This window comes from Quisquiliibacterium transsilvanicum, assembly GCF_014202215.1.
In the GTDB taxonomy this organism is placed as follows: Bacteria; Pseudomonadota; Gammaproteobacteria; order Burkholderiales; family Burkholderiaceae_E; genus Quisquiliibacterium; species Quisquiliibacterium transsilvanicum.
The window spans coordinates 237,992-251,681 of the sequence record NZ_JACHGB010000003.1 but is presented as its reverse complement, the minus strand read 5'-3'; the positions used below and the strand labels follow the sequence as shown (position 1 = coordinate 251,681).

At 67.0% G+C, this 13,690-nt stretch carries 19 protein-coding genes; all 19 read right to left on the bottom strand.

What is annotated here, in order from left to right; translation table 11 throughout:
- Positions 1 to 2: 2 nt before the first annotated feature.
- The 19 genes from HNQ70_RS07765 to HNQ70_RS07665 all read right to left on the bottom strand — a co-directional run bounded on the left by HNQ70_RS07765 (position 3) and on the right by HNQ70_RS07665 (position 13,457).
- Positions 3 to 224 (bottom strand): hypothetical protein, encoded by a 222-nt coding sequence (locus HNQ70_RS07765; protein WP_183966015.1) that lies wholly within the window; start codon positions 222 to 224, stop codon positions 3 to 5.
- Positions 221 to 511, bottom strand: a complete 291-nt coding sequence (locus HNQ70_RS07760; RefSeq protein ID WP_221302716.1) for a hypothetical protein — start codon at positions 509 to 511, stop codon at positions 221 to 223. Before HNQ70_RS07760 ends, HNQ70_RS07765 begins: the two co-directional genes overlap by 4 nt.
- Positions 496 to 867, bottom strand: coding sequence for a cupin domain-containing protein (locus HNQ70_RS07755; protein WP_183966013.1), 372 nt, complete (start codon positions 865 to 867; stop codon positions 496 to 498). Before HNQ70_RS07755 ends, HNQ70_RS07760 begins: the two co-directional genes overlap by 16 nt.
- Entirely contained in the window at positions 864 to 1,496 is a 633-nt protein-coding gene (locus HNQ70_RS07750) for a hypothetical protein (RefSeq protein ID WP_183966011.1), read from the bottom strand. Before HNQ70_RS07750 ends, HNQ70_RS07755 begins: the two co-directional genes overlap by 4 nt.
- Positions 1,497 to 1,498: 2 nt before the next feature.
- Positions 1,499 to 2,101 carry a DUF4376 domain-containing protein gene (locus HNQ70_RS07745; RefSeq protein WP_183966009.1) on the bottom strand — a complete coding sequence of 201 codons (603 nt, stop codon included), beginning with the start codon at positions 2,099 to 2,101 and terminating at the stop codon, positions 1,499 to 1,501.
- Positions 2,098 to 3,096 (bottom strand): hypothetical protein, encoded by a 999-nt coding sequence (locus HNQ70_RS07740; RefSeq protein ID WP_183966007.1) that lies wholly within the window; start codon positions 3,094 to 3,096, stop codon positions 2,098 to 2,100. The genes HNQ70_RS07745 and HNQ70_RS07740 overlap by 4 nt, the downstream gene beginning before the upstream one ends.
- Before the next feature lies 1 nt (position 3,097).
- Positions 3,098 to 4,690, bottom strand: coding sequence for a tail fiber domain-containing protein (locus HNQ70_RS20395; RefSeq protein WP_221302715.1), 1,593 nt, complete (start codon positions 4,688 to 4,690; stop codon positions 3,098 to 3,100).
- A 12-nt stretch (positions 4,691 to 4,702) separates the two neighbouring features.
- On the bottom strand, positions 4,703 to 5,080 hold the full coding sequence (locus tag HNQ70_RS07720) for a hypothetical protein (protein WP_183966005.1): 378 nt from the start codon (positions 5,078 to 5,080) through the stop codon (positions 4,703 to 4,705).
- Positions 5,081 to 5,139: 59 nt separating this feature from the next.
- On the bottom strand, positions 5,140 to 6,186 hold the full coding sequence (locus HNQ70_RS07715; RefSeq protein WP_183966003.1) for a phage major capsid protein: 1,047 nt from the start codon (positions 6,184 to 6,186) through the stop codon (positions 5,140 to 5,142).
- A gap of 301 nt (positions 6,187 to 6,487) precedes the next feature.
- Entirely contained in the window at positions 6,488 to 7,597 is a 1,110-nt protein-coding gene (locus HNQ70_RS07710) for a hypothetical protein (protein WP_183966001.1), read from the bottom strand.
- 30 nt (positions 7,598 to 7,627) lie between these two features.
- The gene (locus HNQ70_RS07705) at positions 7,628 to 9,517 is read right to left on the bottom strand and encodes a hypothetical protein (protein ID WP_183965999.1); all 1,890 of its coding nucleotides are present in this window, start codon (positions 9,515 to 9,517) and stop codon (positions 7,628 to 7,630) included.
- 2 nt (positions 9,518 to 9,519) lie between these two features.
- The gene (locus HNQ70_RS07700; RefSeq protein ID WP_343060682.1) at positions 9,520 to 10,905 is read right to left on the bottom strand and encodes a terminase; all 1,386 of its coding nucleotides are present in this window, start codon (positions 10,903 to 10,905) and stop codon (positions 9,520 to 9,522) included.
- Entirely contained in the window at positions 10,902 to 11,495 is a 594-nt protein-coding gene (locus HNQ70_RS07695) for a helix-turn-helix domain-containing protein (protein ID WP_183965997.1), read from the bottom strand. Before HNQ70_RS07695 ends, HNQ70_RS07700 begins: the two co-directional genes overlap by 4 nt.
- Positions 11,495 to 11,950, bottom strand: coding sequence for a hypothetical protein (locus HNQ70_RS07690; RefSeq protein WP_183965995.1), 456 nt, complete (start codon positions 11,948 to 11,950; stop codon positions 11,495 to 11,497). The genes HNQ70_RS07695 and HNQ70_RS07690 overlap by 1 nt, the downstream gene beginning before the upstream one ends.
- On the bottom strand, positions 11,947 to 12,297 hold the full coding sequence (locus HNQ70_RS07685) for a RusA family crossover junction endodeoxyribonuclease (protein ID WP_183965993.1): 351 nt from the start codon (positions 12,295 to 12,297) through the stop codon (positions 11,947 to 11,949). The genes HNQ70_RS07690 and HNQ70_RS07685 overlap by 4 nt, the downstream gene beginning before the upstream one ends.
- The gene (locus HNQ70_RS07680) at positions 12,294 to 12,515 is read right to left on the bottom strand and encodes a hypothetical protein (protein ID WP_221302714.1); all 222 of its coding nucleotides are present in this window, start codon (positions 12,513 to 12,515) and stop codon (positions 12,294 to 12,296) included. Before HNQ70_RS07680 ends, HNQ70_RS07685 begins: the two co-directional genes overlap by 4 nt.
- A 14-nt stretch (positions 12,516 to 12,529) precedes the next feature.
- The gene (locus tag HNQ70_RS07675) at positions 12,530 to 12,799 is read right to left on the bottom strand and encodes a hypothetical protein (protein WP_183965989.1); all 270 of its coding nucleotides are present in this window, start codon (positions 12,797 to 12,799) and stop codon (positions 12,530 to 12,532) included.
- A 2-nt stretch (positions 12,800 to 12,801) separates the two neighbouring features.
- Complete coding sequence (locus HNQ70_RS07670) at positions 12,802 to 13,254, bottom strand: DUF1367 family protein (protein WP_246434837.1); 453 nt, start codon at positions 13,252 to 13,254, stop codon at positions 12,802 to 12,804.
- A complete protein-coding gene (locus tag HNQ70_RS07665; protein WP_183965987.1) occupies positions 13,251 to 13,457 on the bottom strand; it encodes a hypothetical protein in 207 nt (68 codons plus the stop codon). Before HNQ70_RS07665 ends, HNQ70_RS07670 begins: the two co-directional genes overlap by 4 nt.
- Positions 13,458 to 13,690 lie beyond the last annotated feature (233 nt).

Sequence of the window (13,690 nt, the reverse complement as noted above, 5' to 3'; positions counted from 1 at the left end):
GCTCAGCCTTTCGGAAACGCGCCGTGGCTCGACAGCCAGGTGGCCAGGGCCACGACGGCCGCACCCGTCAACCAGGCCAGCTTCTTCAGGACGTTCTTGCCGACCTCCGTGTACACCTTGTTCAGCGCGACTTCGGCCGCGCGCTCGGCAATTTCCTCGATCTGCTCGTCGGTCAGATGTGGCGTCTTGCGGCGCTCCTGGCCGCCGTAATGTCTGTCGGTCATTGAGTCCCCTTGGAGGCTTCGGCGCTGAACTCCGCGGGCAACTGCTTGCGTAGTCGCTCGCTCTCGAAGCTGCTTTGACAGTGGTGCCGGTCGGCACCGAGCGTGATGACCAGAAAGGTCATGTCGATCACGGGGCGCAGGACGATGCCCCACAGGCGCCCCTTCTGCTCCACGCGCCAGGCGCGCGACGACAGGGTTTCGTCGGCGTGCCCGAACAGGATCGCGTTGGCCAACTGGTCCAGTGCGATCAGCAGGTGGTACAGGTAGGCGGTCATGGCTTCACGCATACAACCTCCTGCGCGAAGTCACGCGGCGTCACGCCTGCCGGGACCATCGACGGGTCGATGATGTCGCCCGAGCCGTTCTTGTCGCGCAGCGCGTGGATGCAGTAAGCCACCGTGCCGTCTTCCAGGGCCTCCAGCTCGTGCTGGTGCTCGGCCTTGATGTAGAGCATGTGCGGCGCCTTGAAGTCCGTCGTCTTGCCCTCCACGGTCACGCGCAGCGCGCCGGCGGCCAGCAGGGTCAGGTGGTCGAACGGGTGCGCGTGCCCCTCCTCCACCTGCCCCGCCTTGGCGAAGTGCATCATGCGCGAGAACAGATTGGCCACGCAGCCGATCTTGATGTCCGGTCCGTTGTAGGTCATAGCTGGCTCACTGGAATGGCGCCGGAACTGCGGTAGGCGAAGCCCTCCGGGTCCGACATGCGGCGCGTCACGTCGGCGTAGCCCTCCACCACATAGGCGTCCGGGTAGAACCGGCGGATCAGCGCCTCCTGCTTGGGGCCAACGGTCTTGCCCTTCCAACGCGCGGCCACGGTGCAGGGCTTCAGGTCGGGCGCCCAGTGCTGGAAGGCGAACAGCGCGAAGCCGCCCTTCTCGCCCTGGAGCTGAAAACCGGCGCCGTGGGCCTCGCCCTTCTTGAGCACCGGCCGGCCCTCGGCCTTGCGTTGGCGCACAAACCGTCCGCCCTCGATGTGGTCGAAGGTGCCCGAGTAGTACTTGATGACCTCCACGTCCGGGTGTTCGTGGATGGGCACCAGCGGCCCGGGGTAGACCATGTACAGCTCGACCTGGAACTGGCCCTTGCGGAACAGGCACATGGCCGATGCGTCGTCCGACAAGAAAATCTCGTAGTCGCTCGGGATCATCATGGGCATCCCGGCCGACAGGTACCACTCGGCAAAAGCGGTCACGTCCGGCCAGGTGTCCGGCACGGCACCCTGCTCCAGCTTCAGGTGGTGCGACAGCACCGGCGGCTTGCGGTTCGGCCCCACGGTCACGCCTCCACCACGATCGCGTTGACCTCTTCGACGGTGGCCGCGGCGTTCACGCGCTCGACCATGAAGCGCTCCCAGGTGAAGCACTCCTGCACGTGCTGGGTGACAGCGCGGGCAATCGCCTGCACCTGCTCCCCGGTCAGCGTCACAAAGGTGGTGCCGCCGAACTTCCAGTCCACCGACGTGATGAACCCGGCTTGAAAAGCGGCCATGGCCCCGGCGATCTTCGACTGCATCTCGCGGTCGGTGTCCACCGGATTGCCGTTCAGCACGGTGCCGCTCACCTCGCGCTCGTAACGGGCGGCAGCGATCTCGGCGAGCTTCGCGGCCTTGGCTTCGTCAAGCGTTACTGGAACTGATTGAGACCCGTTAACAGATGACCCGAAAGCGCCAAGCTCCGGGATGACGACTTCTGCCTCCTGCTCGCGCCAGTATGCGACTGGCGCATACATCTTTGCGATGACGTCCACCGATTCGCCGGCATATGGCAATCGTGTCCCAATGAGCATGGTCTGGCGCCCCGGGGATGTGTAGGCGATCTCCATCGCCTTCGCATACGCGTCGACGTTGACAACTTCGTAGGTGTACTCGATGTCACTCATGCAATAGCTCCTAGGCGGGTGCCGGTGGCGACCCACGTGATGTTTGAATTTCCCTGCACAGCAGGTCCTCCGGAGCCGCCGAAACGTGTTGGTCCGACGTTGGTGCCGCCGTAGCCTACTGGCGAGTACCCGTTGCCCCCAGAGCCGCCGGCCGCGCCCCAGCTACCGCCAGGGCCGCCAGCACCACCGACTTGGTAGTTGCTGTATCCAGACCGCCCAGTTCCACCAGCTCCGCCCCCGGAAGACGTGCCTGACGCGCCTGTGTTGCCGGCGTACTGCCATGGTGGGTTCAATGAGCTGGCGTTGAACCCACCACCCGGCGCTCCAGCTGAATTTGCCGCTACACCTGAGCGCCCGCCGCCGCCGCCGCTGCCGGAGATGTCGCTGCTGGTGCCGAACCTCCCGTTGCCGCCGCCGCCGCCGCCGCCGCCGCCGCCGATCGTTCCGTTATTGGTGATCGAGATTGGCGAAGAAACCGAAAGTGCAGGCCCCCCTGGCGATCCATTGCTGCCGCCGAAATTGGTGCCGTCGGCGGCCCGGTAGTTCGAGTAGGCGTCCGAGTAATAACCGTAGGCGAGGCCGTTTCCTGCGCCGCCAGCGCCCCCCATCCCGACAATGAAGCCGTTGTTGACTAAGGCCACCCCGCTTGGGAACGAACCGCTGACGGTAAGAGCAGGGGTCCCGGTGCTGTTGCTGCTGATGTAAACACCAGAGTTGATCGTGACCACCAAAGGGGCTAGGCCGTCCCAGCCCGCGGACAACGCTGCATTTCGCAGATTTAGGTTTGTCTGGTTGCTGCTGATGACGTAGTTGAACTGGTTGGCCGCGCCGTAGAAATTGCCAAAGCTGATCGCACCAGTGGCCGGCACGTTGCTGTTGTTGGTCGGCACCAGCCCGCCGCCGCGGTAGTACTCCGACATGCTGTGCGGCGCCGCGCCGCCGAACTCGGCCGCGATGTTTGCCAGGGAAATGGAGCCAGACGATTGCAGCGCCACGTCACACCCCCTTCAGCGCATCGACCTCGGCCTTCAGCTCCTTTATGGCCTCGATGAGCAGTGCCACCAGGCGCTCGTAGCGCACCGTCAGATACCGGTCATCAATCGGCGCCGGCGCCACCACCTCGGGCAGCACCGCCTGCACCGCCTGGGCCGACACGCCGACCTCGCGCTTCACCTCGTAGCCCAGCACCTGCGCGGCCTCGTTCGCCTCGTAGTAAAAGCCGCTGAGGGTGCAGACTTTGGCCAGCGCGTGCTCAATGCCTCCCAGCCGGGTCTTCAGGCGATCGTCCGAGTAGTAGGCGGTGATGTTGTTGGTCGCACGAATCTCGCCCGCCACGCCCGAAGGCGTCGTGCCAATGCCCAGCGACCGCGCCTGCCCGTCCGTGTTGGCATCGAGGCCTGCACCCGCCGGGCCCTGCGGACCCTGCGGGCCAGTGAGACCTTGCGGGCCAGCTGGGCCCGTGGCGCCCGTCGGGCCTTGCGGACCCTGGGGGCCAACCGGGCCTTGTGGACCCTCGGGGCCTTGCGGGCCGGTGGCACCGGCGGCACCCGTAGGGCCTTGCGCACCCGTGTCTCCCTTGCGCGCCAGCATGGACCAGGTGGTGGTGGCCAGCACCGTCGGCTCGACGTTCGTGGAGCCCTGCAGCGCATGCCAGGCCGAACCCGCGTAGAACACCGCGTCGTCCGCAATGTAGGCGGTGGCCGCGCTCCACTCGCCGCGCCAGACCAGGCCCTTGTCGCCCTTCGGCCCCTGAATGCCCTGCGGGCCTTGAACGCCCTGGGGGCCTTGCGGGCCGGTGGCACCCGTAGCGCCTGTCGCGCCCGTCTCGCCCTGGATACCCTGCGGTCCCTGGGGACCAACCGGGCCCTGCGGACCCAGCGGCCCGACTGGCCCTTGGGGCCCTTGGTCGCCCTTCTCCCCCTTGCCGAACGGCACGCCGCCCGACCAAACGCCGGCCGTCGCACCCAGTCGCAGGTAGAGAAAGCCGTTGTCGGTGGACAGGAATGCAAAGCCGTGCGGCTCTGCGTCGTACAGCGCGCGGTCGGCATAGACGCCCACGGCATCCACATCAAATGACATGCCGGCCGGGCCCTGAGTGCCCTGGGGGCCTTGAGGCCCCACCGGGCCTTGCGCACCGGTTGCGCCCTGGATGCCCTGCGTCCCCTGTGGCCCAGACGGGCCCATGGGGCCGGTGTTGCCCGTGTCGCCCTTCACGCCTTGTGGACCTTGCGGGCCTTGGGGGCCTTGGGGTCCCTGAGGGCCTTCAGGTCCGCGCTCTCCGGGCAGGCCTTGAGGACCTTGCGGCCCCTGCTGGCCCTCTGCACCGATGGCGCCCTGCTGACCCTGCAGACCTTGCGGACCTTGCGGACCCGGAATGCCGTTGCGCAGCTCGGGCTTGAGCTGATCGAGGCCCACCACCTCGTTCTTCAGGCCGCCATCGTCCTTCTGCAGCAGCGCCATGTTGGCGCGCACCTGGTTGATGGACAGCGCAGCCGCATCCAGCTCCGCGTTGATCGCGGCGTGATCGGTGTCGTCACCGTCGCGCTGAGTGAAGTCGGTCGCGCGGTTGTAGGCTTGCGGCTGCGCCATCGTCGGGCTTCCTTACTGCGCGGCTGCTTCGGCGGCCTTGCGTGCGGCCTCTTCGGCTTCCTTGGCGGCCTTCTCGGCGGCGGCTTTTTCGGCCTTGGTCGGCTCCTTGGCCTTCACGGCGGCCTTCTCCACCATTTCCTGCAGGCGCTCGCCGCCGTCATCGCCGTAGACCTTCACCACCTTCTGGGCGCCGTACTTGGCGCTCAGGCGCTCGTGCTCGCCGGCCGGGTCCACCTCAATGTGGCCCACCACCTTGTCGCCGTTGACGTTCTCCTTGCCGAACATCTGGCGCAGCATGGTCAGCTCGTAGGGCGGCACCGCCACCGGGGTGATGGTGTTGGCATCGCGGCGCACCGTGACTTCCACCATGGGGACTGTGATCTTGCTCATTGCGGTTACTCCAGGGGATTGAAGAACCCCGGCGCTGGGCCGGGGCTCGGGGCTGGCTATCAGGCGATGGCCAGGACGCTGTGCGCGTTGGCGCGGCTGATGGACAGCGCGCAGCGCAGGTTCACCATGGCGTACATGGCCAGCGTGTCGTGCGGGCGCACCGGGGTCACGATGTCCATGTCGTCGTCGCGGTACTTCATGAACTTGGTGTTGATGAAGTAGCAGCGCTTGTTCCAGGACACCAGCGGGCTCTCCAGGGTCTGCAGCTCTTCAAACTGCGGGTCCCAGATGATTTCCACGCCCTTGAAGTACAGGCCGGTGTTCACACCGCTGCCCACGCCCGCGTCCAGCGTCTTCACGCTGCCGGCGTTCGCGTTCTGGGTGACGGTGATTTCCTTGCGGTAGGCGTCTATGAAGTCGCCGCCGGCCAGGATGAAGTCAGGCGAGCCGCCGTTCTTGATGCACTTGCGCCAGGCCAGCTCCATCTTCTGGGCCAGGGTACCCACCGAGGCCACGGAAATGCCGGTCTCGGCGTGGTTGCGCCAGTAGGTGGCGGTGCCACGGTCCAGGCCGCCCACGGTGCCGGTGGTCGGGGCCACGCTCACCAGGGTGTCCAGGCCGACGATGGCGTCCGTGTCAGCGGTGCCGTCGCGGTGCAGCTCCAGGTCCAGCTTCTGCATGAAGCCTTCCTTGAGCGCTTCCATCTGCTCGTCCAGCAGGTTCAGCAGCTGCACCTTCTCGTTCTGCTCCAGCTTGAACGCGCCGCGCTCGCCCTCGCGCACCTTGATGCCGTTGCCGAACAGGCGGTCGTAATCGAGGTAAAGGCCATCCACGGCGCGGCGCCACGGGAAGGCGGCCTGCTCGGTGGTGTTGCGCTTGTTGAACACCACGGCATCCTCGCCATACGCCCAGCTGAAGTTGCTGCCGTAGGTCTTGCGGATGTTCTCCACGATGTTCTGCTTGGCGCCCAGGAAGGTCTTGCGACCGGCCATGAGCTTCTTGAGCAAGGGGCGCTCCGTGGCAATCTGGTCCACGGGCATGTTGCGCAGGTACTCGTCCAAGGAAACCTTGGCCAACTCCTGCAAATCACCGGCTGAAATGGGCATGTCGCTGCTCCGAATGAAAGGTTGAAAAGCACCTTCCACACCGTCTGCGCAGGCCATCCCGCAGCGTTGACAGGTCAGATTCCCGGCGCGACTCGGGTACGGCTTTGATCTGGCCCGTCTGGCCCTGGTGGACGCGACCCCACCGATGCAGCGACAAATTCGGCGTGTACCGCATCGCGGTACCGGCGGGCCTGCTGCGGGAGGCGATCCCCGCTTACGCTCGTTGCAGGCCAGTCAGCACAGCAATGCGGAACTGGCGAGCCGATTATTGGCGGGCGTCAAGCCCCCGCCGGACTTTTGTTCACAGGCCCATGCTCTCCAGGCGCTGCGCCACCCGGTCGATGGGCGATGCCGCGCTGGCCGCGGGCGTGCCCAGCGTGGCCGGGCGCGAGCGGATGGGCTGCGGCGCGCTGGCCGGGCGCTGCACCTGGATGTTGTCGTACATCATCTGGATCGCCGCCGGCCACTGGTCGGGCTTGAACGTGGAAACGAAGCGCTGCAGGTTGTCTGGGTTCTTGAAGTGATCGGTGATCACCTTCATGCGCGCCGGGTGGTCCACCTCCTGCGCCCGGGTCTGCAGGTAGGCCTCCATCGAGCCGGCTGCCTGCTGCACCTGCTGCTGGAACTGCTGGCGCTCCTGCACCGTCTGCTGCTCCACCTGCTGGCGCTGCTGCACCTCCTGCTGCTGCTTGCGGTACTTGGCCAGCTCCACCGCGCGCTCGCGCGTGATCTCCATGTTCTCGACGGCCGCCTTCAGGTCATCGTGCCCCGTCAGCAGGTCCACCCCGGGCGCCTCGACGCCCAGCTTCTGGTAGAGCATGGCGCGCTGGCCCTCCACCATCTCCAGCGCCAGGCGCAGGCTCTTCTCGTCGCCGCTGTTGACCAGGCGGCCGAACTCCAGCGTCTGGGCAAAGTCCTGCGGCGTCATTCCCGTGGACTGCACCATCTGCCGGAAGTCGGCCAGGTCCTTCTCCATCGCCTTCTTCTCGGCGAACACCTGCTTGATGCGCTCCTTGCCGCGCTCGGACTTCACGCCCTCCAGCAGCTCGGCCTCTTCCTGCTCGGGCGCCTTGGGCTGGTCCTCGGCCTTGGCTGCAGGCGTGTCGGCCGGCTTGGCCTCAGCGCCGGCAGCGGGTTTGTCCGTCGGCTTGGCTGCGTTCGGGTCGTCGGTCAGGTCGTCCAGCATCGCGGCCAGCTTGGACTTGCCGCCTTCTGATGCGGCACCCGCATCGTTTTGATGCGCGTCCTGGTGCGGCTCGTCTGCGGCCGGCGGATCAGTGGGCGTCGGATCGGCCGGCTCGGTGCCGATCGCCTCGATGGCGGCCTCGGTCGCGCCGCCCCCCAGATCGCCGCCCTCGCCGTCGGCGGGCTTCATCAGGCGCGAGAACAGGCGCTGTTTCCAGATTGGCATGGTGGTTCCTTCGTCGTGGTTGGGGATTCGTCACGCCGCGGCCGGCATGGGTGCGGGCATCGCGGCAGGCATGCCGGGCGGCATGGCCGGCGCCTTGGGGATGAACTGCTCGACATCGAGGCGCTCGTCAAAGCGCTTTAGGGTTTCGCGCAGCAGGTTGATGAACGGCTCGGCGTCCTGGCCGGTGGCGCGCGCCTGCAGGATCGAACCCACCAGGCTCTGGATCACCGGCAGCACCTTGCCCCAGTTCTCCTGCTGCTCGGCCTTGTCCGGCGCCCCGGTGGTGCCCGCACGGATCTTCATCTCGATCATGTCGAAGACCTGTTCGCGCGACAGCTCGGGCCAGTCGTAGTGCTTGACGGGCACCTGCATCTGCATGCCCCCGACATCCACCACCTGCGTTTCGGTCGGCCCCATGATCCGCTCGACCTGGGCCGGCGTCAGCTCCATCAGCAGGACCTGGGCGCCGTACTGGGCAATCTCCTGCAGCCAGTCCTCCACCTGGTCGCGGAACTCGCTCACGCGGCCCGACAAGGCCTGCTGCATGATGCTGGCCTCGGTGGCAGTCTTCGGGTTCACCACGGTCGAACGGGCCGCGTCCTGCATGCCCGTCACCTGCTCCCAGTCGTAGCGCACCGCGGCGGTGTCGTACACGGCCGGGTCGATGGGCGGGTGCTGGCGCGGCTGGATCACCTGCTGCAGCGGCTTGCCCTCGGTGTCGATCAGGGTGATCTCGCCCAGCTCACTGTCGGCGTAGCGCTTGATGGACTTCTCGTTGATGTCCGCGCTGGCCACCCAGCCCGGCTTGCACAGCTCCCGGTGCTTGTTGAAGCCGTCGCGCGCCTCGTTGTGCTCGTCCTGCAGCCGCTCGGTCAGGTCCACCAGCGAAGGCCCCACGAACTGGCCGTCCACGATCTGGAAGGGCAGCAGGAAGAACGGGTACCAGCGCTCGCCGGCCTTGGGCGGGCTGTAGGGCTCGCGCAGCCAGTAGTCGCAGCCCTCGGCCATGGTGTAGACCCGCTGGGTGGTCTTGTCCCAGATTTCCAGAATGGCGATCTGCCGGTCCTCGTCCAGGCTTGTGGAGCCCGACGCGATGCGGCCGTCCCGCTTGCCGGTCTGCTGGGTGTCCTGGTAGGCCTTGGCCTTGTCCAGCTTGATCTTGTAGGTCGCCTCGGCCTGCGACTTCTTCATGGGGATGATCTGGCACAGCCAGTCGGCGTCCCGGTAGTCCCAGAACTCGCACACGCTGGGGTCGATCAGCAGGTTCTCGGTCAGCACCCGGTCGATCACCAGGCCCTCGGCCGCCGTGATCTCCACCTGCTCGTTGAGCGCGCCCATGAGCTGGTCCAGCTCGGCCCGCTTGGCCTCCAGGTCGCCGCGCTGGTTCGGGTCCTCGATGTCGGCCAGCAAGCGCTCGATCTCCAGGATGTTGTCCTGCGTGTCGTTGATGCGGCTCTGGATGATCGGGTCGCGCCGGATGTCGCGCTGGTACATGACCTTCACCACGCCAAAGCTCGACGTGAGCGCGCTGCGCACCGTCATCTTGGCGCGGCCCTTCAGGTCGGCTTTGTCCAGGTGGCGGTTGGTGACGGTCTCCAGCGTCTGGCACAGCAGCTTGAGGTTGTCCGCCTTGTAGAGCGGCTGGGCGCTGATCTCCGGGTTGCGGGCGTAGATGTTGGGCAGGATCGCGGTGATCGTGCCGTGGATCAGGTTGGCCCGCAGCTTGTAAAAGTCCTTGGACGCCGGATCGGCGTTCCAGTCGAAGCCGGTCACCGTGCGGCGGTTGTGGCGCACCCGCTTGTGGAACTTCTCCCAGTGGGTCCGGGCGTGCGCGATGCGCTTGTTCCATTTGCGGGCCAGCTCGTCGGCCTGTGGTTCTTCGCGGTAGCCCTCGGCGGGCGCAGTCTGGGTCGGGTCCATGGTCACACTTTCAGCCGGTAGGTGTCGTCGTCGTGTTTGTAGGTCGGTTCCTCGGGGTCGTCGGACTTTTGTTCCGCGTCCGGGTTGCGGCGCCGGCGCATCACGCCGTAGCGGGTGGCGTCCCAGGCGTGGTCTTCGGCGTCGGTGTCCACGTCCTCGGGGTTGTCGTCGCTGGGCGGCAGGGCCGGCACCGTGCGCAGCCAGTGCTTGCAGCTGGAAAACACCTTCAGCCGACTCTCGGCCAGCAGGCGAATCACCTCCTGCGCGCCGTTGACCCGGCTGCCCTTGGCGTTCCAGGCCTCCTGCCACTTCACCCCGCCCTCGCGGAAAATCTGGCCGATGGAGCGGTCCGCGCCGATCTTGCCGAAGATGGCCGGGTCCGCCAGGTTCAGGCGGTAGTCGTAGCCCAGGCGCTCGTCGTGCTCCTCGATCGCCCGGACCTTGCGCGCCACCTTGGCCGCATCCTCCCGGCTGCCCTCGTTCGGCTTCTCGCCGGCGCCGTACAGCTCGCGCCAGATGTAGTGCACCCCATCCGGGTCCACCGCGAACCAGTACACGGCAAAGGGCCGGGCATAGCCCCAGTCCATCGCCTTCCACACCTTCCAGTGCGGCGGAATGGCGAACGGCTCCACCACGTGGCGCTTGGCGTCCCACACGCCTTCAAGGAAGCTGCCCACGTGGATGTCCCAGTCCCCCTCCAGCCAGGCCTTGCGCCGGTTCGGGTCCTTCAGCGCCTGCAGCGTGGCCAGGTATTCCGGGTCATTGGCCAGCAGCACCCGGTTCTCGTAGATCGTGGAGCGGATGGCCACCCGCGGCTTGGCGCCGTCCTCGCGGATCACCTGGCCAGATGGCGCGCCGCCCTGGCCCAGGCGGAACCGCTCCTTCACCGCGCCGTGGCCCTTGCCGAACGGGTTGCAGGTGGCCCGCACCATGCGCGGCATGCCCGGGAATGAGCTGCGGCACGTCGAGTGCATCGCCTCGTAGAACGACAGGTCACGCCAGTTGGTCAGCTCTTCAAAGCCCAGCCACGGGTATTCGTGCCCGTGGTAATTCCAGTAGTCGTCCTCGGTGGCGCCGTAGCGGAAGAACAGCATTTCCCCCGTCGGCCACTCCCAGGTGTAGTCGGACTTGTTGAACTTGGCCTCGGGGAAGAACTGGCTGAACCACCGGCGGCTCTTGGCCACCACGTCGGCCAGTTGCGGGTAGGTCAGGCGGAACAGCACGCCACGCCAGTGCTGCCCCCAGCCCTTGCCGGTGTGCTGCGCGAAGCTCATCAGCAGCGTGTCGGTCTTGCCGCCGCCGCGCGTGCCGTGCATCAGCGCCTCGAAGATCGGGCACGTGAGGAACTGGAACTGCGCACCAGGCAGCGGGGCCCAGCGCACCGTCACGCGCTGCCCCCCTGGTGCTTGGCCATCATCTGCTCCCAGCTCTTCTCATCCAGAACGCCAGGAACGACCAGCACGCCCTTCGGCGCCTCAGGATCTTCCATCTGCGCCTCGTTCACCCGCTTCACCGTGTCGCGGTTGGCGGCCAGCAGGTTCACCGCGATCTGGCTGGAATCGTTGGCCAGCTTGGTCAGCACGCTCACGCCCTTGAGCGCGGCCATCGACTCGGGCCGCAGCGGGTCGGCATCGTCCACCTTCTCCACCTCGCTGTTGGCCAGGGCATGCAGCCGGTGGGCGGTCTTGGCCCCCAGCTCTGCCGCGTTGGCCAAGCTGGTGCTGATCGCCCGCAGCTTCTCGGCCAGGCTCACCGCGGCGTACTGCTGCGGTACCGGCAACTCGGCCAGCGCCGTCTGCGCCTCGGCCAGCTTGTGGGCCGTTTCTGAAACCTTTTTAGAAATTTTGGAAACCCTGACGGAGACGGAAGCCGGGCTGATGCCGAACTCTCGGGCCAGCGCTGACGCACCCTCCCCTGCAGCCAGCCTGCGCTCAATCTCTGCCCACTGCTCCGGGCTCAACTTGCTGGGTCTGGCCATCAGATCACCACCACTTCGGGCGCCTTGGACTTGACCCGATTCTTCAGCTCACCGATGAAGCGCTCGTACTCTCCCCGGCTGATGCTGGTTCGCTGCAGGTGGTGGTACTCGAACACGCTGCGCATGGCCTGCAGCCCCTCGCCAGTGGCGCCCATCTTCTTGGTGCGCTCGTAACGCTTTGCGGCCTCCACCATGTGGGCCTGAAGGGCTGCGCAATCCCTGGCCGCCTCGGGGCCCACGCCATTGGCTGCCATCAGCTCGCACAGGTTGGCCATGTGCACGATGTCCTGCCACTCGCGCACAGTGGCCTTGCCCTTGGCGAATGCTTCAATGGCGGCCAGCTCGCGCAGCTTTAGCTGGTTCAGCTTTTCGTCCGGAGTGATGGCCGCCCCCTCGATGGCGTGCTGGATCGGATTCACCAGCGCCCAGACCTTGCGCCTGCATTGCTTCCTCATGGCGTCACCTCCACCCGCACCATGCCGCCCACCTCGCCCTCGGGGGCCTTGCGGATCGTCAGCGACCAGCGCGAGTCGTCCACACGCAGCACATCGGCCAGGCCATCGAGTCCGGCCTTCATGCGGGCCAGCGCGTTGTCCAGGTCGTACTGGCGCCGCGTGGGCGGCACGAACGTCAGCGTCAGGTGCAGCGTGTCGGCCTTCACCGGGCGGGCGCCCTGGCTTGTGGCCGTCCAGGCGCAGGCCTCGCGGTACTGGCGCTTGAGCTTGGCGAGCTTGGCCCAGTGGGTGCGGGCGTTCGGGCTCAGGCCGGCGGGCGGCCAGGGCAAGGTCAGCATCAGGGTCATCGGTCGATTCTTCTTTCTCCACCCGGCTCGGGCGGACATTTGTCCACGCGCTCCAGCAGGTGCGGCTGCAGGGCCACCGTGTCGCGCGGCCGTGGGCCGACGAACACCACCACCCGCTGAAAGTGGTCGCGCTTGCTCTCGGCGCCGCGGTGCTTCACGACGGTGCCCACGCGGCCGGTGGGGGTGCGCACCCGGGCGCCAATGGGCAGGTCTTCCATGTCCAGCATCCGCCTCACGCCACCAGCCTCCGCACGGTCACGGCCAGCGCGTCCAGCTCGTCCATCTTGCGGATTGCCCAAGCGCGGCGCTGGCCGTGCAGGCCCATCAGCTCGCCCTGGTGGCAGCTCTTGCACAGGGCCACTGACGTGAACCACTGGCCCTGCTTGATCTCGTGGCAGTCGCTGGGGCCTGCCTCGTCGCAGACCGAGCACGGCAGCGCCTTCACCCGCTCGATGTGGCGCTTCTCGGCGGCGGTCGGGGCCTTCTTGTTCTTGCTCTGCACGGTCAGCCCCAGCCCTCGATGATCATTTCCAGCAGCCGGTCCGCCGTGTCGCGGTCCATGCCGGTGAGGATGTGGCGCAGCACGCCGTCGATCGCGGCGCTGTAGAACCCCTCGAACTCGTCCTGGTCCATGGCGTCGTAGGCGATCGAGCGCGGCACCTGGATCAGCTCGCCCGTGGTCGGGTCGATGATCGGGTCGGCGTAGCCGGTCACCAGCTTCACCGCGACCAGCGCCTTCTCGGTCGTGTCGTAGGTCTCGCTGTTCTCGGCCACCAGGTTCAGCAGGGCGAAGAGCTTGCGGTGGTGCTTGCCGTGCCGCGGCCGTGCCCACTCCATGCGCAGCCACGTGCCCGGCTTCATGGTCTCCAGCCGGCGGCGGAACTTGGCCCAGGCCTCCTGGTCGGCCGGCGTGGCGCCGCGCAGGCCCTTGTCGGTCTTCAGCAGCATCGCCTTCATGCCGCGGCCTCCGGGAACATGTCCAGGGTCTGGGGCTGCTGCGGCTTGACGACCTTCCGGCGCAGCACCGGGAACACCAGCCCGCTCTTGCGCTGGGCCAGCGGCATCAGGCCGGCGCGCTGGGCGCACTTCGGGCCCACGGGCATCGTGCCGATCAGGACGGCCGCCTGCTCCATCGGGCGGCCACACAGGGCGCAGTACATCGTCACAGCACGCCTTCCATCACGCCTTGTTCGACCTCGGCGTAGCTGAGCGGCGTTTCTCCAGGCCAAGGCGCACGGACTCCAGCACGCGCGCCCGGCCAGGGTTCCCCGGGAACCGCTCGATAGCAGCCAGCATCCCCGCGGCATGCGGCTTGCTCGGGTAGGCACTCAGCACCAGGCGCGCGCAGCACTCCAGGCACTGAAAACGGTAGGCCCCACAGTGCGGCCGTTCG